At 66.5% G+C, this 23682-nt stretch carries 18 protein-coding genes and 1 tRNA gene; 4 read left to right on the top strand and 15 right to left on the bottom strand.

Translation table 11 applies throughout. The features are described 5' to 3' along the window. Window positions 1-77: 77 nt before the first annotated feature. The 3 genes from KDH83_RS18025 to polA all read right to left on the bottom strand — a co-directional run bounded on the left by KDH83_RS18025 (window position 78) and on the right by polA (window position 4649). Window positions 78-869 carry a dienelactone hydrolase family protein gene (locus KDH83_RS18025; protein WP_212318357.1) on the bottom strand — a complete coding sequence of 264 codons (792 nt, stop codon included), beginning with the start codon at window positions 867-869 and terminating at the stop codon, window positions 78-80. A gap of 43 nt (window positions 870-912) precedes the next feature. Continuing rightward, window positions 913-1749: a ZIP family metal transporter gene (locus KDH83_RS18020; RefSeq protein WP_103273406.1), complete on the bottom strand. Its 837-nt coding sequence runs from the start codon at window positions 1747-1749 to the stop codon at window positions 913-915. Between the two features lie 182 nt (window positions 1750-1931). Beyond that, entirely contained in the window at window positions 1932-4649 is a 2718-nt protein-coding gene (polA, locus tag KDH83_RS18015) for a DNA polymerase I (RefSeq protein WP_212318355.1), read from the bottom strand. Window positions 4650-4701: 52 nt separating this feature from the next. Between polA and KDH83_RS18010 the strand changes: the two genes are divergently transcribed. Continuing rightward, window positions 4702-5331 carry a TIGR00730 family Rossman fold protein gene (locus tag KDH83_RS18010; protein ID WP_212318353.1) on the top strand — a complete coding sequence of 210 codons (630 nt, stop codon included), beginning with the start codon at window positions 4702-4704 and terminating at the stop codon, window positions 5329-5331. Between the two features lie 65 nt (window positions 5332-5396). On the opposite strand, the gene KDH83_RS18005 is transcribed toward KDH83_RS18010, so the two are convergent. Then, window positions 5397-6257: a LysR substrate-binding domain-containing protein gene (locus tag KDH83_RS18005; protein WP_212318351.1), complete on the bottom strand. Its 861-nt coding sequence runs from the start codon at window positions 6255-6257 to the stop codon at window positions 5397-5399. 134 nt (window positions 6258-6391) lie between these two features. Here KDH83_RS18005 and KDH83_RS18000 point away from each other — a divergent pair, with 134 nt between their 5' ends. Both KDH83_RS18000 and KDH83_RS17995 read left to right on the top strand, forming a co-directional pair. Beyond that, entirely contained in the window at window positions 6392-6784 is a 393-nt protein-coding gene (locus KDH83_RS18000; protein ID WP_212318349.1) for a 4-oxalocrotonate tautomerase, read from the top strand. A 129-nt stretch (window positions 6785-6913) separates the two neighbouring features. Then, the gene (locus KDH83_RS17995; RefSeq protein ID WP_212318347.1) at window positions 6914-7270 is read left to right on the top strand and encodes a hypothetical protein; all 357 of its coding nucleotides are present in this window, start codon (window positions 6914-6916) and stop codon (window positions 7268-7270) included. Window positions 7271-7457: 187 nt separating this feature from the next. Here KDH83_RS17995 and typA read toward each other — a convergent pair whose 3' ends face one another. The 8 genes from typA to scpB form a co-directional block, all read right to left on the bottom strand. Next, window positions 7458-9278: a translational GTPase TypA gene (gene typA / locus KDH83_RS17990; RefSeq protein WP_212318345.1), complete on the bottom strand. Its 1821-nt coding sequence runs from the start codon at window positions 9276-9278 to the stop codon at window positions 7458-7460. After that, window positions 9275-10024, bottom strand: a complete 750-nt coding sequence (gene truB / locus KDH83_RS17985) for a tRNA pseudouridine(55) synthase TruB (protein ID WP_212318343.1) — start codon at window positions 10022-10024, stop codon at window positions 9275-9277. Before truB ends, typA begins: the two co-directional genes overlap by 4 nt. 40 nt (window positions 10025-10064) lie before the next feature. Next, window positions 10065-10466 (bottom strand): 30S ribosome-binding factor RbfA, encoded by a 402-nt coding sequence (gene rbfA / locus KDH83_RS17980; protein WP_212318341.1) that lies wholly within the window; start codon window positions 10464-10466, stop codon window positions 10065-10067. Between the two features lie 27 nt (window positions 10467-10493). After that, complete coding sequence (infB, locus tag KDH83_RS17975; protein ID WP_212318339.1) at window positions 10494-13541, bottom strand: translation initiation factor IF-2; 3048 nt, start codon at window positions 13539-13541, stop codon at window positions 10494-10496. 94 nt (window positions 13542-13635) lie between these two features. Then, the gene (nusA, locus tag KDH83_RS17970; RefSeq protein ID WP_212318337.1) at window positions 13636-15114 is read right to left on the bottom strand and encodes a transcription termination factor NusA; all 1479 of its coding nucleotides are present in this window, start codon (window positions 15112-15114) and stop codon (window positions 13636-13638) included. Continuing rightward, window positions 15111-15608: a ribosome maturation factor RimP gene (rimP, locus tag KDH83_RS17965; RefSeq protein WP_103273396.1), complete on the bottom strand. Its 498-nt coding sequence runs from the start codon at window positions 15606-15608 to the stop codon at window positions 15111-15113. The genes nusA and rimP overlap by 4 nt, the downstream gene beginning before the upstream one ends. A gap of 449 nt (window positions 15609-16057) precedes the next feature. Then, entirely contained in the window at window positions 16058-17881 is a 1824-nt protein-coding gene (gene rluB / locus KDH83_RS17960; RefSeq protein WP_212318335.1) for a 23S rRNA pseudouridine(2605) synthase RluB, read from the bottom strand. Window positions 17882-17916: 35 nt separating this feature from the next. Next, window positions 17917-19152 carry an SMC-Scp complex subunit ScpB gene (scpB, locus tag KDH83_RS17955; RefSeq protein ID WP_212318333.1) on the bottom strand — a complete coding sequence of 412 codons (1236 nt, stop codon included), beginning with the start codon at window positions 19150-19152 and terminating at the stop codon, window positions 17917-17919. A gap of 62 nt (window positions 19153-19214) precedes the next feature. Between scpB and KDH83_RS17950 the strand changes: the two genes are divergently transcribed. Next, window positions 19215-19291: transfer RNA gene (locus KDH83_RS17950), tRNA-Met, on the top strand. A gap of 671 nt (window positions 19292-19962) precedes the next feature. Here KDH83_RS17950 and KDH83_RS17945 read toward each other — a convergent pair. The 3 genes from KDH83_RS17945 to zigA all read right to left on the bottom strand — a co-directional run bounded on the left by KDH83_RS17945 (window position 19963) and on the right by zigA (window position 23263). Further along, on the bottom strand, window positions 19963-20871 hold the full coding sequence (locus KDH83_RS17945; protein ID WP_212318331.1) for a LysR family transcriptional regulator: 909 nt from the start codon (window positions 20869-20871) through the stop codon (window positions 19963-19965). A gap of 103 nt (window positions 20872-20974) precedes the next feature. Further along, on the bottom strand, window positions 20975-21970 hold the full coding sequence (locus KDH83_RS17940) for a GTP-binding protein (protein ID WP_212318329.1): 996 nt from the start codon (window positions 21968-21970) through the stop codon (window positions 20975-20977). A 45-nt stretch (window positions 21971-22015) separates the two neighbouring features. Further along, window positions 22016-23263 carry a zinc metallochaperone GTPase ZigA gene (gene zigA / locus KDH83_RS17935; RefSeq protein ID WP_249205189.1) on the bottom strand — a complete coding sequence of 416 codons (1248 nt, stop codon included), beginning with the start codon at window positions 23261-23263 and terminating at the stop codon, window positions 22016-22018. Between the last annotated feature and the right edge of the window lie 419 nt (window positions 23264-23682).

Genomic DNA, 23682 nt, shown 5'->3' with positions numbered 1-23682 from the left:
CCCCCTCAAGGGGGCGCCGCTGCGGACCGGCAAAGCCGGCTCCGCGCGGCCCCGCTGAAGGCGTTCTTGCCTGCGGGCTATTGGAGGTGGTTCTGGAACCAGTCCAGCATGCGGCGCCAGCCGTCCTGGGCGGCCTGGGCGTTGTAGTTGGGGCGGTAGTCGGCCAGGAAGCCGTGGTCGGCCTCGGGGTAGACCACGATCTCGGAGCGGCGCGCCGGTGCGCTGCCGGCGGCCAGGCTGGCCTTCATCCTGTCGACGTCGGCCAGCGGAATGCTGGCGTCGCGGCCGCCGTACAGGCCCAAGACCGGAGCGCGCAGGTCTTGCGCCACGTCCAGCGCGTAGCGCTTGATGAGCGGGCCGTGACCGACGCTGAGCTTGCCATACCAGGCGACGCCGGCCTTCACGGCCGGATTGTGCGCGGCATACATCCAGGTCAGGCGACCGCCCCAGCAGAAGCCGGTGACCGCCACGCGGGCCGGATCGCCGCCATTGCGGGCGGCCCAGGCCAGGCTGGCGTCCAGGTCGGCGTAGACCTGTTCGTCGGACACCTTGCTGACCAGCTCGGCGACCAGCTTGGGAATGTCGGTGTAGGCGGACGCATCGCCCTGGCGCTCGTACAGGTTGGCGGCCACCGCCAGGTAGCCGGCGTGCGCCAGGCGACGGCACAGGTCCTTGATGTGCTCGTGCACGCCGAAGATCTCCTGCACCACCAGCACGATGGGCAGGTTCTGCTTGCCGGCGGGCGCGGCATAGTAGGCGGCGATGGCGCCGTCATCCACGGGCAGCTGGAAATCGCCGTGGGCCAGCCCTGCGGCGTCGGTGTGGATGACGGTGGGGGCGACCTTGCCGGCGGCGGCGGAAAAGCTCATGGCGTACTCCTGTCAGGGCGCCGCCAGACGGTCGCGGGCTGCCTCAATGACGGTGGCCGTGCTCCACAACGGGCGCGCCCTGGGGCGCGGCATCGTGCTCATGACCATGATGCATCAAGGTTGTGACGCTGTAGATCAGCGCCACGCCCACGCCGACCAGCAGCAGTTGCGGGATGGCATCGGCGAGCGACACGCGCTCGTGCATCTGCGGCATCAGGTCGGCCACCGAGATGTACAGGAAGCTGCTCGCGGCGACCACCAGCACATACGGCACCAGGCCTTGGGCCTGTTGCAGCAGGAAGAACCCTATTATGCCGCCCACGGCTGAACACAAGCTGGTGAACAGGATCAGGGAAAAGGCGCGCCGCCGCGCCAGTCCGGCGTTCAGCAGCACCACGAAGTCGCCCAGCTTGTGCGGCACCTCGTGCACGATGATGGAAGCCGCCGTCAGCACGCCCAGCAGTGGATCGGTGAGAAAGGCCGCCGCCACCAGCACGCCGTCGCACAGGTTGTGCAGCGAGCTGCCGATCAGGATCATCACGCCGCCCCGGCCCGCCTCGTGGCGGTCATGGCCCTTGTGGTGATGATGGCCATCGCCTTCATGATGATGGCTGTGGCGCAGCAGCGCGATCTTCTCCAGCACGAAGAAACCGATCAGCGCGGCCAGCATCAGCCCGAACAGGACGTGCGCGTCGGCCACGCCGGACTCGAAGGCCTCGGGCAGCAGGTGCAGCAGCGCCACCGACAGCAGCACGCCGACCGACAGGCTGACCATGTGGTGCAGATACTGCGAAAAGACCTTGTAGGCCAGCCAGCTGGCGACCACGACGGCGAGCAGTCCGCCGGTGACGGTGGCAAGCAGGATCCAGAGCAGCAACATGGGAACGGAAATCGAAGGAGAGGAAGCGCAACATTATATTGTTGCACTCCAAAAAGCGGAAATGGCCGCCCAAGGCGGCAATACGCGAACCCGCCGAGCGCTTGCCGGGCAGCCGAACCCCGCTGCGGCCCGGCATGGCAGCCGGGCCGCAGCGGGCCCGGCCCCTTGCCCTGTCTGGAGCGCTAGTGCGCCTGCTCCCAGTTCTTGCCCACGCCCACCTCGGCCACCAGCGGCACGCGCAGCTCGGCCACGTTGCACATCAGGCGCGGCAGCGCTTCGCGCACCACCTCGATTTCGGCGTCGGGCGCTTCCAGCACCAGTTCGTCGTGGACCTGCATGATCATGCGGGTCTGCAGGCGCTCGGCCTGCAGCCAGTCCTGCACGGCCACCATGGCCATCTTGATCAGGTCCGCCGCCGTGCCCTGCATGGGCGCGTTGATGGCCGCGCGTTCCGCGCCCTGGCGGCGCGGGCCGGAAGCGCCGCGGATCTCGGGCAGCTGCAGGCGGCGGCCGAAGACGGTTTCCACATAGCCCTGCTCGCGGGCCAGCCGGCGCGTCTCTTCCATGTACATCGCCACGCCGGGATAGCGCGCGAAGTAGCGGTCGATATAGGCCTGCGCCGCGTCGCGCGTGATGCCCAGGTTCGACGCCAGGCCGAACACGCCCATGCCGTAGATCAGGCCGAAGTTGATGGCCTTGGCCGCGCGGCGCTGTTCGGAGCTGACCTGATCCAGCGTCACGCCGAACACCTCGGAGGCCGTGGCGCGGTGGATGTCCTCGCCCGCCGCGAAGGCCCGCTGCAGGTTCGCGTCGTCGGACACGTGCGCCATGATGCGCAGCTCGATCTGCGAATAGTCGGCCGACAGCAGCATGCCGTTCTCGGCGATGAAGGCCTCGCGCACGCGGCGGCCCGCCTCGGTGCGCACCGGAATGTTCTGCAGGTTGGGATCCGACGAGGCCAGCCGGCCGGTGATGACCGCGGCCTGCGAATAGTGCGTGTGCACCCGCCCGGTGGCCGGATTGACCATGCGCGGGAGCTTGTCGGTATAGGTGGACTTCAGCTTGGACAGACCGCGGTATTCCAGCAGCACCTGCGGCAGCGGATAGTCCTGCGCCAGCTTGGTCAGCACTTCCTCGTCGGTGGACGGCGCGCCGCCGGCGGTCTTGCGCACCACCGGCAGCGCCATGCGGCCGAACAGGATCTCGCCCAGCTGCTTGGGGGAATTCAGGTTGAAGGGCTGGCCGGCCAGTTCATAGGCCTTTTGCTCCAGCAGCAGCATTTCCTGGCCCAGCTTGTGGCTCTGCCGGCCCAGCTCGGCCGCGTCCACCTTGACGCCGTTGCGCTCGATGATGGTCAGCACCGCCGACACCTGCATTTCCAGCAGGTAGATGCGGTTCAGCCCGGCGTCGGCCTCGACCTGCGGCCGCAGCGCGTGATGCAGCTGCAGCGTGAAGTCGGCGTCCTCGGCGGCGTAGTGGCCGGCCTTGTCGACCGCCACTTCGTCGAAACCGATCTGCTTGGCGCCCTTGCCGCACAGGTCTTCGTACGACACGCCGCTGCGACCCAGGTAGCGCTGCGCCAGGTCGTTCAGGCCCACGCCACGGTGCGATTCCAGCACATAGGCCTGCAGCATGGTGTCCTCGGCGATGCCGGCCAGCTTGATGCCTTCGTTCTCGAGCACATGGGCGTCGTACTTGGCGTGGTGCAGCAGCTTGGACCGCGAGGCGTCTTCAAGCCAGGGCTTGAGCCGCGCCAGCACCTCGTCCTTGGGCAATTGTTCCGCGCCGTCAGGCCCACGATGCGCAACCGGGATGTAGCAGGCCACGCCGGGCGCGACCGCCATCGACAAGCCCACCAGCCGGGCCTGCATTTCATCCAGCGAGGTGGTTTCGGTGTCCAGCGCCACCAGCGGCGCCTCGGCGACCTTGGCCATCCAGGCGTTGAAGGCGTCCCAGTCGGCGATGATGCGGTAGTCCAGTTCCGCCGGCGCCACGGGCGGCGCGGCGGCGACACGCGCATCGCCCGCCGGCACGCGCTCGGCGTCGCCGGTCAGGTCGCGCAGCCAGGTGCGAAAACCGTAGCGCTCGTACAGTTCGACCAGCGTGGCGTCGTCGCGCTCGCGCGGCGCCAGGTCCTCGATGCTCTCGATATGACCGGTCAGGTCGCAGTCGCACTTCACGGTCAACAGCTCGCGCGTGAGCGGGAAGTTCGGAATCGCTTCGCGCAGGTTGTTGCCGGCCACGCCCTTGACGCCGTCGGCGCCGGCGATCAGCTGGTCGATCGAGCCGTATTCGGAAATCCACTTGGCGGCCGTCTTGGGACCGACCTTGGTCACGCCGGGCACGTTGTCGACGGTGTCGCCGACCAGCATCAGGTAGTCGACGATGCGATCCGGCGGCACGCCGAACTTGTTCAGCACGCCGGCCTCGTTCAGCACTTCGCCGCTCATCGTGTTGACCAGCGTCACCTGGCTGTTGACCAGCTGGGCCAGGTCCTTGTCGCCGGTGGAGACGATGGTGTCCACGCCCTGCTCCGCCGCGCGGCAGGCCAGCGTGCCGATGATGTCGTCGGCCTCGACGCCCTCGATGGCCAGCACCGGCCAGCCCAGCGCGCGCACGGCGCGGTGGATGGGCTCGATCTGCGCAGCCAGGTCTTCGGGCATCGGCGGGCGGTGGGACTTGTAGTCCGGGTACAGGTCGTCCCGGAAGGTCTTGCCGCGCGCGTCGAAAATACATGCGGCATACTCTGCCTTATGGTCAGATACAAGCTTGCGCAGCATGTTCACCACGCCGTAGAGCGCCCCCGTGGGTTCGCCTTGCGCGTTGCGCAAATCAGGCATAGCGTGGAAAGCGCGGTACAAGTAGCTTGAACCGTCGACCAGCAATAAGGTTTTTTTCATGGTTACAAAGGCAGATATGAGTACACCCGCCGGCAAACAAATTCCGCTGATTATGTCAGAGATACGGACAGCGGCAGAAAAGCTCGCGCACATCGGGCCCGCGGTCAGTGTCTTCGGCAGCGCGCGCGTCAGCCGCAACTCCCCGCACTATGAAACCACCGTCGCCATCTCCAAGGCCCTGGCGCAGGCCGGTTTCGCGGTCATCGCCGGGGGCGGCCCCGGCATCATGGAAGCGGCCAACAAGGGCGCGTTCGAAGCGGGCGGCACCAGCATCGGGCTGAACATCAGCCTGCCGCACGAGGCCCACAACAACGAATACCAGACGATCAGCCTGTCATTCGAGTACTTTTTCTCGCGCAAGGCCACCTTTTTCATGCACAGCTTCGCCTACGTGGCGATGCCGGGCGGCTTCGGCACCCTGGACGAGCTCTTCGAAGCGTTGACGCTGATCCAGACCGGCAAGGTGCCGCCCGCGCCCATCGTGCTGGTGGGCAGCGAATACTGGTCCGGCCTGGTCGACTGGCTGGGCGCGCAGCTGCTGAGCAACGGCATGATCGGCGCCCACGACCTGAACCTGTTCATCATCGAGGACGATCCGCAAAAGGTCGTGCGCAAGGTGGCGGAATTCCACGCCCAGGTCAGCAACGCCGACGCGCGCTACGCGCCCTCGCTGCCGGCCTGACGAACCGCGAAGGCCGCTGCCCGCGGCGGCCTTGCCTGCCCCTTCGACGCCGCTTCGGCGTCCTGTCAGCGCAGGGCCTGCGCGATCACCTCGCGCGCCCTGGCGACGAACGCATCCTCCCCGGGCCGGGCGGGCAGCACCCGGAACGCCGCCTGCGGCAACGCCGGCAGGTCCGGCGCGTCCAGCCGCGCGATGCCCGGCGCCAGCGCCGACTCGTTCAGGCAGGCCACGCCCAACCCCGCCGCCAGCGCCAGCTGCAGGCCGGCCACGCCTGACGCCACGTGCGCCACGGCATACGCGATGCCACCACGGGTCAGCGTGCGCTCGGCGTACTGGCGCAACGCACAGGTCTCGGGCAATGCCAGCAGCGGCAGCGGGTCGCGTCCCGGCCGCGCGCCTTGCGCCGCCATCCACATCAAGGGCTCGCGCCGCAGCACCTCGCCCGCCGGAATTCCGTCCTCCGCGCCGCGCTCCCGGACGACCATGGACACGCCCACGTCGATGCCGCCGCGCTCATAGGCGCTCTCGATCTCGCCGCTCTTCATGATCCTGACGTACAGCCGCAACTGCGGATATTGCTCGTTCAGCCGGCGCAGCATGCGCGCCACATCGCCGGGACGGAAATAGTCCGTGATGCACAGGTTCAGCTCGCCGCGCATGGGCACGCCGCGCAGGTCGCGATAGGCCGCGTCGCTGAGCGCCAGGATGGCGCGGGCGTGCTCCAGCAGGCGCAGGCCCGCCGGCGTCGCCGTCACGCCATTCTTGCCGCGCAACAACAGCGGCTGGCCGGCGCGCTCCTCCAGCTTGCGCATCTGCTCGCTGACCGAGGATTGCGACAGGAACACGCGCGGGGCGGCGGCGGTCAGGCTGCCGGCATCCAGCACGGCGACCAGGGTGCGCAGCTGATCCAGATCGAAACCGGCCATGGGCAGTCCTTATCCAACGGATTTAACGATGGATAAGATCGTAAATTCCCGCTTTTCCGATGTCAATGCGACGCCTAGACTGGCTTCAGCCATCCGGCCTTTCCAATCCGATCCTCCACTTGAAGGAGCCTGCCATGCCGCATATCGTCGTCCACCTGTCCGGCCAGCCCGATCCCGCCATCAGCCGCCGCGTCGTCGAATCCGTCGCCGGCCTGACGCAGTCCGTGCTGGGCAAGAAGCTGCCGGTCATCGCCATCACGCTGCAATACATCCCCCACGAACAATGGTTCATCGGCGGGCAGGCGCTATCCAAGCTGGGCAGGAACGCCTTCCACCTGGACATCAGCGTCACCGACGAGACCAACACCAAGGCCGAGAAGGCGCGTTACATCCAGGAAATCCATGATGCCTTCCGAGGCATCCTGGGCGAGCTGCACGAGTGCTCGTATGTGCACGTGATCGATGCGCGCGCCGCGGCGTATGGGTATGGCGGCCGGACGCAGGAGTACCGGCACCAGCACGGCTGAGGCGCGCTCCTTGTCCCGCCTCGCGGGCTGGATTGCGATACAGTGGACGGCGCTTTCCCGGACTGCGCGCCTGCCTGTGCCGCGTCTCCGGGCTGAAGCGCCGACCTCAGACCTTGATGGAGCCATCGCATGTACCAGCCCTTTGTGTCCGTTGCCTTTGCCGTCGCGTTGAGCGGTGTCGCAGGACTGGCCCAGGCCCAGACCCAGGCCCTGGTCTTGCCCACCGCTCCCGAAGCAACGGACGCCATTGCCGAGATGTTCTCCGGCAGCGGCATTCCCAAGCCCTCGGAGGTCAAGCTGGGCACCTGCATCGCAGCCCTGGAAGCCAGCCATGCCGGCCAGGTCGCGTGCACGGTCTCGGTGACGCTGGGCGCCGCGATCAACGAAACCCAGCTCGATTTCTACAAGCAGGGCAAGAAGTGGAAGACACAGCCCAGCGCCTCCCAGGACCAGTTGCCCTTCCCTGATCCGAAGCTGCACGAATAGGGCCGGCTTGGCTCCTCGAGTCGCTGCGCCGTGCCTTCAATGCGGCGCAGCGTATCTGCGGAAGCTGGTCCAGGCCGCTGCGTATGGATTGCCCGCAAAGGAAAATGCCCCTTGATCGCTCAAGGGGCATTTTCTTGTCCACGTTCGACGTGGGAAGCGCATCGCGGGGCCAGGCCCCGCGCCATGCTTACGCCGATTCGCGGGCAGCGCGCTTGCGCTCGTGCTCTTGCAGGTAACGCTTGCGCAGGCGGATCGATTTGGGCGTCAGTTCGACCAGTTCGTCGTCGTCGATGAATTCGACGGCGTACTCCAGCGACATCTGGATCGGCGGCACCAGGCGCACCGCTTCGTCCGTGCCGGAGGCGCGCACGTTGGTCAGCTGCTTGCCCTTGATCGGGTTCACGACCAGGTCGTTGTCGCGGCTGTGGATGCCGATGATCATGCCTTCGTACAGCGCTTCGCCCGGGTTCACGAACATGCGGCCGCGATCCTGCAGCTTCCACAGCGCGTAGGCCACGGCGTCACCGTTGTCCTGGCTGATCAGCACGCCGTTGCGGCGCTCGCCGATCGAGCCTTCCTTGATGGGCGCGTATTCGTGGAAGATGTGGCTCATCAGGCCCGTGCCGCGCGTCAGCGTCAGGAACTCGTTCTGGAAACCGATCAGGCCGCGGGCCGGGATCAGGTATTCCAGGCGGGTGCGGCCACGGCCGTCCGGCTGCATGTCCTGCAGGTCGCCCTTGCGACGGCCCAGCTCTTCCATGACGCCGCCCTGGTGGGCGTCTTCGACGTCGACGGTCAGCGACTCGAACGGCTCGCACTTGACGCCATCGACTTCCTTGAACACCACGCGCGGACGCGACACGGCCAGCTCGTAGCCTTCGCGGCGCATCGTTTCCAGCAGGATGGTCAGGTGCAGTTCGCCACGGCCCGACACTTCGAACACGGTGTCATCGCCGGTGTCGCGCACGCGCAGCGCCACGTTGGACTTCAGTTCGCGGTCCAGGCGGTCGCGCAGCTGGCGGCTGGTCACGAACTTGCCTTCGCGGCCGGCCAGCGGCGAGGTGTTGACCATGAAGTTCATGGTCAGCGTGGGCTCGTCGATGCGCAGCATGGGCAGCGGCTCTTGCGCCACCGGATCCATCACGGTGGAACCGATGCCGATTTCCTCGATGCCGTTGATCAGCACGATGTCGCCGGCTTCGGCTTCATCCACCACCACGCGCTCCAGGCCATGGAACTTCAGCACCTGGTTGATGCGGCCACGGCCGCCCTGGCCTTCGGGGCCGAACTTGTAGGCGATTTCCATGCCGGGACGCATGCGGCCACGGTTGATGCGGCCAACGCCGATCTTGCCCACGTAGCTGCTGTAGTCCAGCGAGATGATCTGCATCTGCAGCGGAGCGTTGGGATCGTCGTCGCGCTGCGGCACGTGCTGCAGGATGGCGTCGAACAGCGGGCGCATGTCGCCTTCGCGCACGTCGGGGGTCAGGCCGGCATAGCCGGACAGGCCCGAGGCGTACACCACCGGGAAGTCCAGCTGCTCGTCGGTGGCGCCCAGCTTGTCGAACAGGTCGAACGTGGCGTTGATGACGAAGTCGGTGCGCGCGCCCGGACGGTCGACCTTGTTGACCACGACGATGGGCTTCAGGCCCAGGGCCAGCGCCTTGCGGGTCACGAAGATGGTCTGGGGCATCGGGCCTTCGACCGCGTCGACCAGCAGCAGCACGCCGTCCACCATGGACAGCACGCGCTCGACTTCACCGCCGAAGTCCGCGTGTCCCGGGGTGTCGACGATGTTGATGTGCGTGCCCTGGTATTCGACGGCGCAGTTCTTGGCCAGAATGGTGATGCCGCGTTCCTTTTCCAGGTCGTTCGAGTCCATGACCCGTTCGGTCAGCGCCTGGTTTTCGCGGAAGGTGCCCGATTGGCGCAGCAGCTGGTCGACCAGGGTGGTCTTGCCGTGGTCCACGTGGGCAATGATGGCGACGTTGCGCAGGGCGCGAGTCATAGCGAGTCCTTTAAGGTTTTGGAAGGCAGCAGGCCCTCCGGCAATTCGTTCAATGCAAGCAATGCCTGCTTGGGGTCTGGCATGGCCTGCAAGGCGTCCAGCGTGACGGCGCGGTCCAGCGAAAACGGCCCGACGTGCGTGCGCCGCAGCGCCGCCAGGTGGGCATAGCACCCCAGCGCGCGCCCGATGTCCTGGGCCAGCGTGCGGATGTACGTGCCTTTACTGCATGCGACATCGATCTCTGCCTGCGTCCCGGACAGGGACAGCAGCTCGATGCGGTAAATCGTGATCTGGCGCGGCGGCCGCTCCAGCTCGATACCCTGCCGCGCGTACTCGTACAACGGCTTGCCGTCGCGCTTGAGCGCCGAGTACATGGGCGGAATCTGCTCGATCGTGCCCGAAAAACGTGACAGCGCATCGCGCAGCGCCTGTTCCGTGACCGTGAAGCCGGGCGCGGCCGTGGCGACGACGTTGCCGGTCAGGTCGCCGGAATCGGTTTCCTCGCCAAATTGCAGCGTAGCGCGATATGTCTTGTCGGCGTTGAGCATGGCGCCGGAAATCTTGGTCGCCCGGCCCATACAGCACAGCAAGAGGCCGGTCGCGAAAGGGTCGAGCGTGCCGGTATGGCCGGCCTTGGCCGCGTCCACCGTGCGTTTGGCGCGCTGCAGGGCGTGGTTGCTCGACAAACCCACGGGTTTGTCGAGCAACAGCACACCGTCGAGCGCAAGCCCGCGTCGTTTAGCCATCGTCGGAATCCGGAAAGTTGAAGCAGCGACGACAGCCCGTTCAGGACTGGTCTTCAGGTTCGTCAGGCACGCCCGAATGGGGGCCGGACCGGTTCGCGCGGTCGATGAGGATCGACATTTCAATGCCACGGGCAATCTGCTCGTCGTGGAAGAAGCGCAAAGTGGGGACAGTATGAATGTGCAGCAGCTTGTACAGCTGCGAGTGCAGCCAGCCGGCCTTCTCGTTCAGCAAGGTGGTCGCGGCCTCGGGCTCGGCGCCCAGGACCGTGAAATACACCTTCGCGTGCGCGTAGTCGGTCGACAGCTCCACTCCCGAGAGCGTGATCAGTCCAGCGCGGGTCGTGTCGATCTCGCGCTGGATGATCCCGGCCAGATCCTTCTGGATCTGGTCGGCCAGCCGCAGATTGCGGCCGGGGATGGCTTTGGACTTGTGACGGCTCATGTAGAGATAAAGCTCGCGGACGCTGCCTTACAGCGTACGCGCGATTTCCTTGATTTCAAAGACTTCCAGCTGGTCGCCCACCTGGATGTCATTGTTGCCGCGCAGCGTAAGACCGCAGTCGAAGCCCGATTTGACTTCCTTGACGTCGTCCTTGAAGCGGCGCAGCGATTCCAGATGGCCGGTCCACTGGACAACGTTGTTGCGCAGCAGGCGGACTTGCGAGTCGCGCTTGACCAGGCCGTCCAGCACCATACAACCGGCGATGTTGCCGATGCGGGAGATGCTGTAGACCTCGCGGATCTCGACCAGGCCGATGACCTCTTCCTTCTTCTCGGGCGCCAGCATGCCCGACATGGCCGCCTTCACCTCATCCACGGCGTCGTAGATGATGTTGTAGTAGCGCACATCGATGCCGTTGGACTCGGCCAGCTTCTTGGCGCTGGCTTCGGCGCGGACGTTGAAGCCGATCACCACGGCGTTGGACGCGATGGCCAGGTTGATGTCGCTTTCCGAGATGCCGCCCACGGCGGCGTGCACGACCTGCACGCGCACTTCGTCGGTGGACAGCTTGGTCAGCGACTGCACCAGCGCTTCCTGCGAACCCTGGACGTCGGTCTTGACGATCAGCGCCAGGGTCTGCGTGCCTTCGCCCAGGTTGTCGAACATGGATTCCAGCTTGGCGGCCTGCTGGCGAGCCAGCTTGACGTCGCGGAACTTGCCTTGGCGGAACAGCGCGATTTCGCGCGCCTTGCGCTCGTCGGACAGCACCATCAGTTCGTCGCCGGCGGCCGGGACTTCGGTCAGGCCCTGGATTTCCACGGGGATCGACGGACCGGCTTCCTGGATCGGCTTGCCGTTCTCGTCCAGCATGGCGCGCACGCGGCCGAAGCTCGCGCCGGCCAGCACCACGTCGCCGCGATGCAGCGTGCCGCTTTGCACCAGGATGGTGGCGACAGGGCCGCGGCCCTTGTCCAGGCGGGCTTCGATGACCAGGCCCTTGGCGGCCGCGTCGACCGGCGCCTTCAATTCCAGCACTTCGGCTTGCAGCAGGACGTTCTCGAGCAGATCGTCGATGCCTTCGCCGGTCTTGGCGGACACGGCCACGAAGGGCACGTCACCGCCGTATTCTTCCGGCACCACTTCCTCGGCGACCAGCTCCTGCTTGACGCGATCGGGGTTGGCGCTGGGCTTGTCGATCTTGGTCATGGCCACGACCATGGGCACGCCGGCGGCCTTCGCATGGTGGATGGCTTCGCGGGTCTGCGGCATCACGCCGTCGTCCGCCGCGCACACCAGGATGACGATGTCGGTGGCCTTGGCGCCGCGGGCACGCATGGCGGTGAACGCCTCGTGGCCCGGGGTGTCGAGGAAGGTGACCATGCCGCGCTCGGTCTGGACGTGGTAGGCGCCGATGTGCTGCGTGATGCCGCCGGCTTCGCCCGCGGCGACCTTGGCGCGGCGGATGTAGTCCAGCAGCGAGGTCTTGCCGTGGTCGACGTGGCCCATGACGGTCACGACCGGCGCGCGCGGCAGTTGCTCGGATTCCGACACGGTGGCCGATTCGTCCAGGAAGGCTTCCGGATCGTCCAGCTTGGCGGCGATGGCGACGTGGCCCAGTTCCTCGACCACGATCATGGCCGTTTCCTGGTCCAGCACCTGGTTGATGGTGACCATCTGGCCCAGCTTCATCAGGTGCTTGATGACTTCCGCGGCCTTGACGGACATCTTGTGCGCCAGGTCGGCCACGCTGATGGTCTCGGGCACGTGGACTTCACGCGCAATGAATTCCTGCGGCGCCGGCTCGTTGCGGCGATCATTCTGCTGGTTGCGACCGCCACGGCCGCCACCCTTGCCGCCGCCCTTGCCGCCGGCACGCCAGCCGTCGCGGCTGGCGGGCGCCGCCGGCTTGTCGGCCGGCTTCTTGCGGGAGGAGTCGTCGGACCAGGTCGAGGCGACTTCGGCCGTCTTGATGGTCTTCTTCGTGCCCGGAGCGCCCGGCTTGGCGTCCTTCTTGGCGGCGCCAGCGGGCGCGGCGGCGGTCTTGCCGGCCGGCTTGTGCAGCGTGCCCGACAGCGGCGCGGCAGGCGCTTCCGGTTCGGGAGCGCGCAGCACCTTGCGCGGACGGTTCAGCATCTCGCGCAGCGCGGCGGCTTCGGCCTCGGCGGCGCGGCGCGCCTCGTCGCGGGCGGCGTTGGACGCCACCGGCGGCATGGCGCGACGCGTGTCGGCGGGACGGGCGGCCTTGGGCGCGGCGGCGGGTTCAGCCTTCGCGGGCGCCTTGGCGGGTTCGGACTTGGCGCCGGGCTGCGGAGCCTGCGCGGCAGGCGCGGCGGCCTGCGAGGAAGAGGATTCTGACTTGGTAGCTAGCACAACGGGTTCCGGCTTGGCTTCTTCAGCCTTGGGCTCGGCGGGTTCAGTCTTGACTTCGGGCTTGGCCTCTTGGGCCACGGGCTCGGCAGGAGCGGATGCCGGCGTCGATTCGGGCTCGGGCTGCGCCTGGACTTCAGGGGCCTGTTCCTTGACGGGGGCGGGCGCTTCGGCCGCGACGGATTCAACGGGCGCAGCCGCTTGCGCCGGCTCGGGCGCTTCGACTACGACGGGCTTGGCCTCGGGCGCCGGCTCGGCGGGAGCCTGCGCCTGCACGGGCGCGGCTTCGCGGATCGGTTCCTGGGGAGCGGCGGGCGCGGCCGTTGCCGGCACGCTCGCTTCTTCTACGGCAGCGGCGGCGGCTTCTTCTTCCGCGCGCACGGCGGCGGCGTGCTCTTGCGCCAGCTCGGACGGATCACGCTTGACGAAGACGCGCTTCTTGCGCACTTCGACCTGGATGGTGCGCGAGCGACCGGTGGCGTCCGCCTGACGGATCTCGGAGGTCTGGCGCCGCGTCAGGGTGATCTTCTTGCCTTCGGTCGCGCCGTGGGCCCGACGCAGCGAGTCGAGCAATTTCGCCTTGTCGCTGTCGGTGACGGAATCGTCAACCGATTTGAGGTCAACGCCAGCCGAACGCAACTGCTCCAGCAGCACGTTGGCAGGCATTTTCAGCTCGGTAGCGAACTGGGCGACGGTGTTACTCGACATTAGGCTCTCTCTTCCCTATATGCAGCTATGACAAACAACGTGAACTCGCGGCGGATGAAGGCGCTCCGTCCGCCGCGAACGCGTGTCCTTATGGTTATTCCTCGTCGAACCAATGGGCACGGGCACGCATGATCAGATCGCTGGCTTCCTGCTCGGTCAGGCCGGCGATTTCCGCCAGTTCGTCCGTCGCCAGTTCAGCCAGATCGTCACGCGTATGCACCTGACGCTCGGCCAGCTTGGCAGCCAGCTCGGGCGTCACGCCTTCGAGTTCCAACAGGTCCTGCGCGGTCTCAAGACGCTCTTCCTGGGCGATCGCCTCGGTCAGCAGCGCATTGCGGGCGCGGGCACGCAACTCATTGATGGTGTCTTCGTCGAACGCCTCGATTTCCAGCAGCTCCTGCATGGGAACGTAGGCGATTTCCTCGATACCGGTAAAGCCTTCGTCGATCAGGATGTCAGCGACTTCCTCGTCGACGTCCAGCTTGTTCATGAACGTGGCGCGCAGCGCGGACCGCTCGACTTCCTGGCGGTTCAGGCTTTCTTCCGGCGTCATGATGTTGATCTGCCAGCCGGTCAGCTCGGACGCCAGGCGCACGTTCTGGCCCTTGGCGCCGATGGCCTTGGGCAGGTTTTCCTCGTCCACCACCACGTCCATCGCGTGCTTGTCTTCATCGACGACGATGGATTCGACGTTGGCCGGGGCCAGCGCGCCGATCACGAACTGCGCCGGGTCTTCGGACCACAGCACGATATCGACCTGTTCGCCGCCCAGCTCGTTGCGGACCGCGGTCACGCGCGAACCGCGCATGCCCACGCAGGTGCCGATGGGATCGATGCGCTTATCGTAAGCCACCACGGCGATCTTCGCACGCACGCCAGGATCACGGGCGGCGGCCTTGATCTCGAGCAGGCCCTGCTCGATCTCGGGCACTTCGTTCTCGAACAGCTGGCGGATGAATTCCGGCGAGGTGCGCGACAGGATGACCTGCTGGCCACGGGCGGCGTGATCCACGCGCAGCACATAAGCGCGCACGCGGTCGGCCACGCGCAGGTTTTCCTTCGGGATCATTTCCGAGCGCGGCAGGCGGGCTTCGATCTTGCCGGTCTCGACGATGACGTCGCCCTTGTCCATGCGCTTGATGGTGCCGGACACGATGGTCTCGCCACGATCCAGGAAGTCGTTCAGGACCTGCTCGCGCTCGGCGTCGCGGATCTTCTGCAGGATCGCCTGCTTGGCGGCCTGGGCGCCGATGCGGCCGAACTCGACGGGCTCGAGGGCCTCTTCGATGTATTCGCCAGCCTGGATGCCAGGCACCATTTCCTGGGCGTCCGACAGCATTTCCTGCTTGTCGGGCTCTTGCAGGCCCGCTTCGTCGGGCACGACCAGCCACCGGCGGAACCCTTCGTGGCTGCCGGTTTCCCTATCGATGGAGACGCGGATTTCGGCGTCGTCCTTGAAACGCTTTTTCATGGCCGAGGCCAGCGCACTTTCGAGTGCTCCGAATACCACGTCGCGCGTGACGTTCTTTTCGCGCGCCAAGGCATCGACCAACAGAAGAATTTCGCGACTCATCGCTTTTTGCCCTTGAAATCCAGAACGGGGTCCAGTTTTGCGCGCTCGACATCGTCGAGCGAGAAGTTCAACACCTGCACTTCGTTCTTTTTTGCCTCAAATTCGAGACCGAACACGGTCTTTTGCGCCTGGCCGGCTTGCGGCTCGGCGTCATCCTCGGGCACGACCAGCGTACCGGAGAAGACCTTGCGTCCATCCATGGCCTCGCGCAGCTTGATCTCGATGCGCTCGCCCGCGAAACGGCGGAACTCGGCCTCGGTGCGCAGCGGGCGGTCCACGCCCGGCGAACCGACTTCGAGCCGCTTGTAGTCGACGTTCTCGACTTCGTACACCCGCGACAGCTGGCGAGACACCTGCTCACAGTCTTCGATGCGCACGCCGCCGATCCGATCGATCGTCACGCGCAAAAGGCCCAGGGCGGCACGCTCGACGTCGACGAGTTCGACGTCCATGCCGGCCAGAGCCTCTTCGGTCAATGCGAATAAATCAGCCATATACTCAAAAAAAATGGGCTGCCCGCCCAGCCCATCGTATTGCGCAATGCCCGGCCGCTGCCCTACTTCACGTAAGGAGCAATGCCAGGCAGCGCCCAAATTGCGACCTAAAAATGCGGCAATCGGCCCAAGCCGATTTGCCCTGCCTCGCCCGCGCACACCAAAAAAAGGCACCGCTGGCAAAAGCGCCGCTTTGCGTCCCGTCCTTCAAGCCGCCCTGATGCTGGCATCCCTTGCTGGTATCCCCTTTATTAGGGGCAACCCGCAAGGCTGGCGAAGGCACGCAAAGACGCGAAAGCCATGAAAACCATTGATTTTACCAGATAAACCGGAAAAACGCCTGATACCTCACGGGCTTACGATTAAGCGGGACGAATCAACCGGGACGCCCCGCCAGCAGCCACTCCGCCGCGAGGGCGGAACGACTTCAAGCAAGCGCCGACCAGGACTCAGCGCCCCTGACGACCCCGACCGCCACCCAGCACGCCCAGGCGCGACTCGTGCGCACTGGCGCCGCGCGGCTGCCAATCATCGCCTCGCGGCGAGGAACCGCGCGACGAACGCGACTTGTTGCCGCCCTGCCCGGCACTCTTGCCAGCCTGGCCGCCCGCGCCCTTGCCCGCGGCGCGCGATCCTTCGGCCTTGTTGCCGCCGCGACCGGCTCCGGCCGGCTTGGCGCCGCCACGGCTGCCGCGCGCGCCCGCCGGCTTGCCGGCAGTCTTGGCGCCGCCGGCACGCCGCCCGGCGCCCGGAGCGCCGGCCGCCGCACCGCCTTCCGCCGGCGAGTAGGCCGCTTGAGCGCCCTGCTCGGCGGCTGCGGCGGCGCGATTGCCGCGCGGCTTGCCGCCGGACTTGCCGCCAGCGGGCTTGCCGCCCGCCTTGGCCCCAGCCTTGTTGCCCGACGCGGCGCCGCGACCGCCGGGCTTGCCGCCCTTGCGGTTGCCTTCGCTGCCGCCCCCACCGCCGCCACCACCAGCCAGCGGATGACCATTGGCGTACCCGCCCGCGATCATCAGGCCGGTGCCGAACGGATCGGAGGGACAAGCGGCGGCCTGGCCGGCGCTGCCCTGGCGGCCGCCTTGCAGCTTGCCGCGGCGGCCGATGCGCGCGCCGTTCATGCCGTTGCGGTCCATGGTGCCAAAACCCGGAGGCAAGGCGCTGTCATGCGATTGCGGCTGCTTGGAGCGGCGGCGGTTGCCGCCGCCGGAATCGTCGTCTTCGCGCAACAGGCCCAGCTGGACCATCAGCGCCGTGACCAGCGAGGCATCCAGCTCGTCCCAGCGACCACGGCGCAGCGTGCGCGGCAGCACGATATCGCCGAAGCGGGTGCGGATCAGCCGGCTGACGGTGACGCCCACGGCCTCGAACATGCGGCGAACTTCGCGGTTGCGCCCTTCCTGCAGCGTGACGCGATACCAGCGGTTGCTGCCGTCGCCGCCCAGGTAATCCAGCGCGCCGAACGCGGCCAGGCCATCTTCCAGCTCGATGCCCTCGACCAGCGAGCGGCGCTGCGCTTCGTCCATCTCGCCCAGCACGCGCACGGCGTACTCGCGTTCGGTGCCGTAGCGCGGGTGCATGATGCGGTTGGCCATGTCGCCCGAGGTCGTGAAGATCAACAGGCCTTCGGTGTTCAGATCCAGGCGCCCCACCGACAGCCACTTGCCGGTGCGCAGCTTGGGCAGGCGCGCGAACACGCTGGCGCGGCCACCCGGATCGTCATGGCTGACGATCTCGCCGGCCGGCTTGTGATACAGGATCACGCGCGGCGGCTTCTTGGTATTGGCGCGCATGATCGGCTTGCCGTTCACGCGCACCTGGTCATTCGGGGCCACGCGCTGGCCGATATGGGCGGGTTCGCCGTTGACAGACACGCGGCCGGCCACGATCAGCTCTTCCATCTCGCGGCGCGAGCCGATGCCGGCGTCCGCCAGCACCTTGTGCAGCTTCGGCATGACCGCTTCGCTGTTCAGGTACTTGCCCAGCCGCTGTTCCATGCGGTCGGCGGTGTCCAGATAGGACAGCGCCTGCTCGGCTTCCTGCTCGCCGCCACGGGAATCCTGCGACTCGACCGGGGCGGACAGGGCAGCGGCCTGGCCTTCCGCGGCCGGCGCCTGTTCGGCGGCGGCATCGCCGCGACGGCGGCGGAACGGCGTGCGCAACTTGCGGCCACGACCACGGGCGGCATCGCCCTCGGCAGCCGGCTCGCGAGCGGCGGAGGCTTCCGGCTGCGCGCCGGAAATGGCGTCATCCGGACGGGGATTATCGTCCTGCATTGCTGTATTCGTTGTCACTGGGACAGCTCCGAATTTCAAACTTGGGCGGGCCTGCCGGCGGCAGGCTCATCATCATCAGGAGGCACGGGCTCTCGGCCCGCATCGGTTTGTTCCGCGGCCTCGCCATCGGGCGAGCCGTCGGACGCGGCATCCGGCATAGGCTGAACGGCGGCCTCATGGCCAACCTCCGGCTCAAGCCCGGCAACGCCTTGCGGCACGACGCCGGCCGCATCATTCTGGTCATTCGATTTCGCCGATTCCGCATGTCCGGCGGCATGATCCGCCGCGATCTCGTCGGCGGACTCCACGTCGGTATTGGAAATATCATTGCCGACCGCAGTGCCAAGGGTATCGGCATGCGCATCGGATTCAGGACCGGCGCCGGATGTCTCGTCAGCGGGGGCGGCGGCATGGCCGGCGCCTGGAAGCTCGGGCTCGCCAGACAGACCGTCAGCCGGCGATCCTGCAGCCAGCTGGTCCGCGGGACCAGCGTCGCCGTCATCGCGCGAAAGCGAGGATTCTACGCTATCGTCCGCCGCCACGGAAACCGGCAACGACGGAACAGACAATTCCGCTTGCGGGATACTGTCACCAGCGCCACCGCCCGCGACGTCGAGTTCCGCCTGGAGGCCCGCCCCATCCTGCGGCGCATCGCCCTCTCCGGCAACGCCAGCTTCGCCTTCGGCCGGCGCCTCGCCCAGCGGCTGCGCATCGCCCAGATCCAGCCCGGCCAGGGCCGCGGCGGCCTGCGCCGATTCCAGCGGAGGCAGTTCATCCAGCGCGCGCAGTCCCAGGTCATCCAGGAACTGGCGGGTCGTGCCGAATAGCGCGGGCCGCCCGGGCGCGTCGCGATGGCCGATCACTTCGATCCAGCCACGATCCTCGAGCGCCTTGACGATCTGGGACGACACGGTGACGCCGCGTATGTCCTCGATGTCACCGCGCGTCACCGGCTGGCGCCAGGCGACGATCGCCAGCGTTTCCATGACGGCGCGCGAGTACTTCGGCGGCTTCTCGGGACTCAGCCGCTCCAGGTAGCGCTGCATTTCAGGACGGCTCTGAAAGCGCCAGCCCGTGGCCAGCTGCACCAGTTCCAGGCCACCGTCGGCCCAATTGGCCTGCAAGGTTTCCAACAGCCCGCGCAAGGCGGTGTTGTCGAATTCCTCATCGTTGCCGAACAGCTTGCGCATGTCGGCCAGTTGCATCGGCTGCACGGCGCACAGAAGTGCGGTTTCCAGGACGCGTATTGCCTCGCTATCGTTCATCGACATTCATATTCAAAGTGGACCAACTTGCGTTGGATGGAAAATAAGGCTAATATTCTTTTCTCAGACGCGGGGTGGAGCAGTCTGGCAGCTCGTCGGGCTCATAACCCGAAGGTCGTAGGTTCAAATCCTGCCCCCGCAACCAAATTGATCAAGGCCTGGCATCTGCCGGGCCTTTTTCATTTCCGCTCGCGATACCGAGATCAGACGGACGTAGGCGCGGACGCAAACACGGACGCAAACACGGACGCAAACACAGATGTAGGCACACACCCCCGCGACAGCCACAGCGGAACGCCCCGCCAGATCGGCGATTCCGCGAATGACTGCGTAGGTTTGCGACATACTCAAGAGACGTTCCTGTATTGGCACCCGGCCACCCTGCTCATGACGGATATGCCAAATATCCGCACACTCCGGCTGGAGCAATGCGTGTGCGCAGCCCTGCTGCGGCAAACGCTTAATCAAATTCCGGAAAAGCGGGCATATAAAGCCCACGCAGCCTGCGGACACTCCGGCAATCCGGAGCCATACGCCGCGGCGATCGATAATCAAGGACCCGATACGTCAGGCATCGGACGGCCGGCGAAATCCTGCGCCGAAAACCGGAACCCCGATGCGCTCCCTCCGCACGGACGGCATTCCGTTCCGCGCCGCTACGGCCACCCATCTGGCCGCGCCCGTGATTTTTGGACGTTTTCTAAGACTATATCCTAGCGAACATTGGCCCTGCCGCAAATCGTGATCCGGAATCGTGTTCCGCCACGCCGCGCAAGGCGCTCAGGCGGGCAAATTATACCGCCATATATCTCGCCCTCAAGCGCCGGCCGGCTTATCCCAAGGCGCCGGCCCCAGTCGTTCCACCAGGAAATCCAGCATGGACCGCAGCACCAGCGGCATCTGCCGGCGCGACACATAGACGCCGTAGATGCCCAATTCCTGCGGCCTGGCCTGGGGCAGAATGACCCGCAACTGGCCGGAAGCGATGTATTCGGCCGCGTAGTAGGTCGGCAACATCGCGATCCCTGCCCCCTCCAGTGCGGCGCGCAACAGAACCGACACCTCGTTGGCGCTGATATTTCCGTCCACCGGCACATCGACGGGCTCGCCGTCGCGCTCGAAGCGCCAGAGGCTCTTGCCGAAGTAGGAATGTGTCAGGCAGTTGCGCAGGGACAGGTCCTCGATCCGTGCCGGCTCCCCTTCCCGCTCCAGGTATTCCGGAGAGGCGCACACCACCGAGCGGCAGACGGCCAGCTTGCGGGCGATGAGATTGGGATCCAGGTCATTGGTGATGCGCACGGCCAGGTCCACCCGCTCTTCGACCAGGTTGACTGCGCGCTCGACCAGCATCAGGTCCACCGATGTGCCCGGATGCAGCTTGACGTAGTCGGCGACGATGCCCGCCAGGTGACGCGAGCCGAACGACATGCTGGTCGTGATCCGCAACAGCCCCTTGGGCGTATCGTCGGGCGTGGATACGGCGCTGCGCAGATCCCCCACCATGTCCAGCATCTGCCGGCAGCGCGGCAGCGTTTCGGCGCCGGCGGGCGTCAGGCTGAGCCGGCGGGTCGTGCGGTGCAACAGCCGCACGCCAACCCACTGCTCCATTTCGGCGAGATACCGCGACACCATGGCCCTGGACATGTCCAAATGCACGGCCGCCGCCGACAAGCTCCCTCTGTCGGCGACCTCGACAAACACCTGCATGGCTTTCAAGCGATCCATGATTGTCTCGAATCGTGCATAAGACGGTTCCGTTTATACCGTATTTCCATGCATTTTCCGTACATGCGATACGGCAAAGGGTGCGATTCGCGCACCGACCGTCTCATGCGGGCAACTGGCCCAGGGCGCGCCGCAGGCTGGCCTGCACCTCGGCCGCGTCCGGTCCGCGCAGGATGCACACCAGGCGGGACGCCCGTTCGTCCGACGGCCACTGCGGCAGCGTCCGCAAGGGATACAGCTCGCCATGCACGCCGTGCACCTCGCAAGGCAGCGTCTCGCCTTCGAAACAGACCAGCCCCTTCAGGCGCAACAGGCCTTGCCCATACCGCTCCTGGACCAGCGAGATGCCCGCCAGGAAGGCCGCGCGACCAATGGGTGCATCCAGCGCCAGGCTGAAGCTGGACACCATGCCATGCCTGCCCGCCACCGGCTGCGCGAACGCCCGCAACCAATTCGACAGCTCCGCCCGCCGCGTCGCGGCATCCGGCCAGTCCGCCAGCGCCTCGACCAACGGCGAGTCCTGGCGCTGCACGCAGCGCCTTGCACCCGGATTGATGGCCTCGACCTGCCGTTGCAGGGCCTGCAACGAGGCATCCTCTGCCAGGTCGGCCTTGCTGAACACGACGGTGTCCGCCAGGGCGAGCTGACGGGCCGCCTCGGGCTGTTCCGCCAACTGCCCCGCGCCATGCTGCGCATCCACGACCACGATGGCGCCGCGATAGGCATAGCGCTCGGCCAGGAAGCGATCGTGCTTCAGCGTGAACAACACGGGCGCCGGGTCGGCCAGGCCGCTGGTCTCGATGAGCACGCGGCGAAATGGCTTGATCTGCCGGCGCAACGCCAGCATGAACAAGTCCCGCAACGCATCGACCACCGCGCCGCTGACCGCGCAGCACAGGCAGCCGCCTTCGACCAGCATGATGTTGTCCTGGGCCAGGCGCACCAGGTGGTGGTCCACGCCCACGTCGCCATACTCGTTGACGATCACCACCGCGTCCGAATAGGCCGGTTCCTGCAGCAGGCGGTTGAGCAGCGTCGTCTTGCCGCTGCCCAGAAAACCGGACAGCACGGTCACGCCGATGCGTTTTTCTTCGTCCATGAACCTCGATTCCACCCGCGGCATCCGCCGCATTCACGCCCCGACTCAATCGCCGGACGCCTGCGCCGGCCCCCAGACGGGAAACGGATCCGGCAAGGCGCGCAATTCTTCCACAGGCAGGGCCAGTTCGTCCTGCGTCATCAGGCAGGCATGCAAACCTGCCCGCAAGGCGCTTTCGTCCATGCCGATGCCGATCAGCACCAGCTCCTGGCACCTGTCGCCATAGACCGGATCCCAATCCGCCACGATCTGCGCGCGCGCCTCTGCGTCCTGCGGCCATCGCTCGCGCGGCAGCGCCGCCCACCAGTAGCCCGCCGCGCCGTGCCGCGAGACCGGCCCGGCCTGCGACCATGATGCGGCAAACGCGGGACGCGTCGCAAGCCAGAAATAGCCCTTGGAGCGCACCACGCCCGGCCACTCCTGGCGCATCCAGTCCCACAGGCGCTGCGGATGGAAGGGTCGCCGCGCGCGAAAGACGAAACTGCCGATGCCGTACTGCTCGCTCTCGGGCACATGCTCGCCGCGCAGCGCCTTGAGCCAGCCCGGCGCCTGCGCGGCCGCCTCGAAATCGAAGCGCCCCGTGTCCAGCACCTTGGCCAGCGGGACGCTGCCGAACTCGCTGCGCACGATATCCGCCCTTGGATTGAGCTTGCGCAGCATCGCCTCCAGCCGGCCCAGCTCCTGCCCGGAAAGCAGGTCGATCTTGTTCAGCACCATCACATCGCAGAACTCGACCTGTTCGATCAGCAGGTCCACGACCGTGCGCTCATCTTCCTCGCCCAGCGTCTCGCCGCGCGCGGCCAGGCGGTCCTCGCTGGCGTAGTCGCGCAGGAAGTTGAAGGCATCGACCACCGTCACCATGGTGTCCAGCCGCGCCACGTCCGACAAGCTGGCGCCGTCCTCGTCGCGGAACGTGAAAGTCTCGGCCACCGGCAGCGGCTCCGAGATGCCGGTGGACTCGATCAACAGATAGTCAAAGCGCCGCTCGGCGGCCAGCCGCCCGATCTCCAGGAGCAAGTCCTCGCGCAGCGTGCAGCAGATACAGCCGTTGCTCATCTCGACCAGTCGCTCCTCCGAACGCGACAGGGACGCCCCGCCGTCGCGGACCAGCCTCGCATCGATATTGACTTCCGACATGTCGTTCACGATGACCGCCACCCGCAGCCCGTCGCGATTGTTCAGCACATGGTTGAGCAAAGTGGTCTTGCCCGCCCCCAGGAAACCGGACAACACCGTCACCGGCAGGCGCCGGTCCCGCGCCAGCCCCTCATCTTCCATTCTCACCGTCGCCATCACACGCCCTCCATCCAAAAATGAAATGTTATTACATAACTAAATCTGGAGATAGGAAGGGCTCATGACGAGCCAAACGACACCTGCGCGCTCCGCACGAATGGCGCAAGAAGGGAACGGCGCGAAATTCGTCCCAGAGCCTCGCCGGACCAGCGCGGCAGAGTTGAACAGGAAGGATGGGAAGACGACCGCTTGCGCGCGCTCGCAGCCGCGAAAGCCACTCAGAAGCACTCGGGTGTGGCCGCCCGCGCACAGAGCGCCAAGCCAACGACGGCGCGGCTGCAAAGCAACCAAGGGGCATACGAAATCGGGCGCCCGGAAAGCCAAAAGGGCCACTCACTTGCGTGAGTGGCCCCAAAATTCTTTGGCTCCCCGAGCTGGGCTCGAACCAGCGACCTGCGGATTAACAGTCCGTCGCT

The sequence above is a fragment of the Achromobacter sp. Marseille-Q0513 genome, from assembly GCF_018195695.1.
In the GTDB taxonomy this organism is placed as follows: domain Bacteria; phylum Pseudomonadota; class Gammaproteobacteria; order Burkholderiales; family Burkholderiaceae_B; genus Achromobacter.
This window is presented reverse-complemented; position numbering and strand designations above follow the sequence as displayed.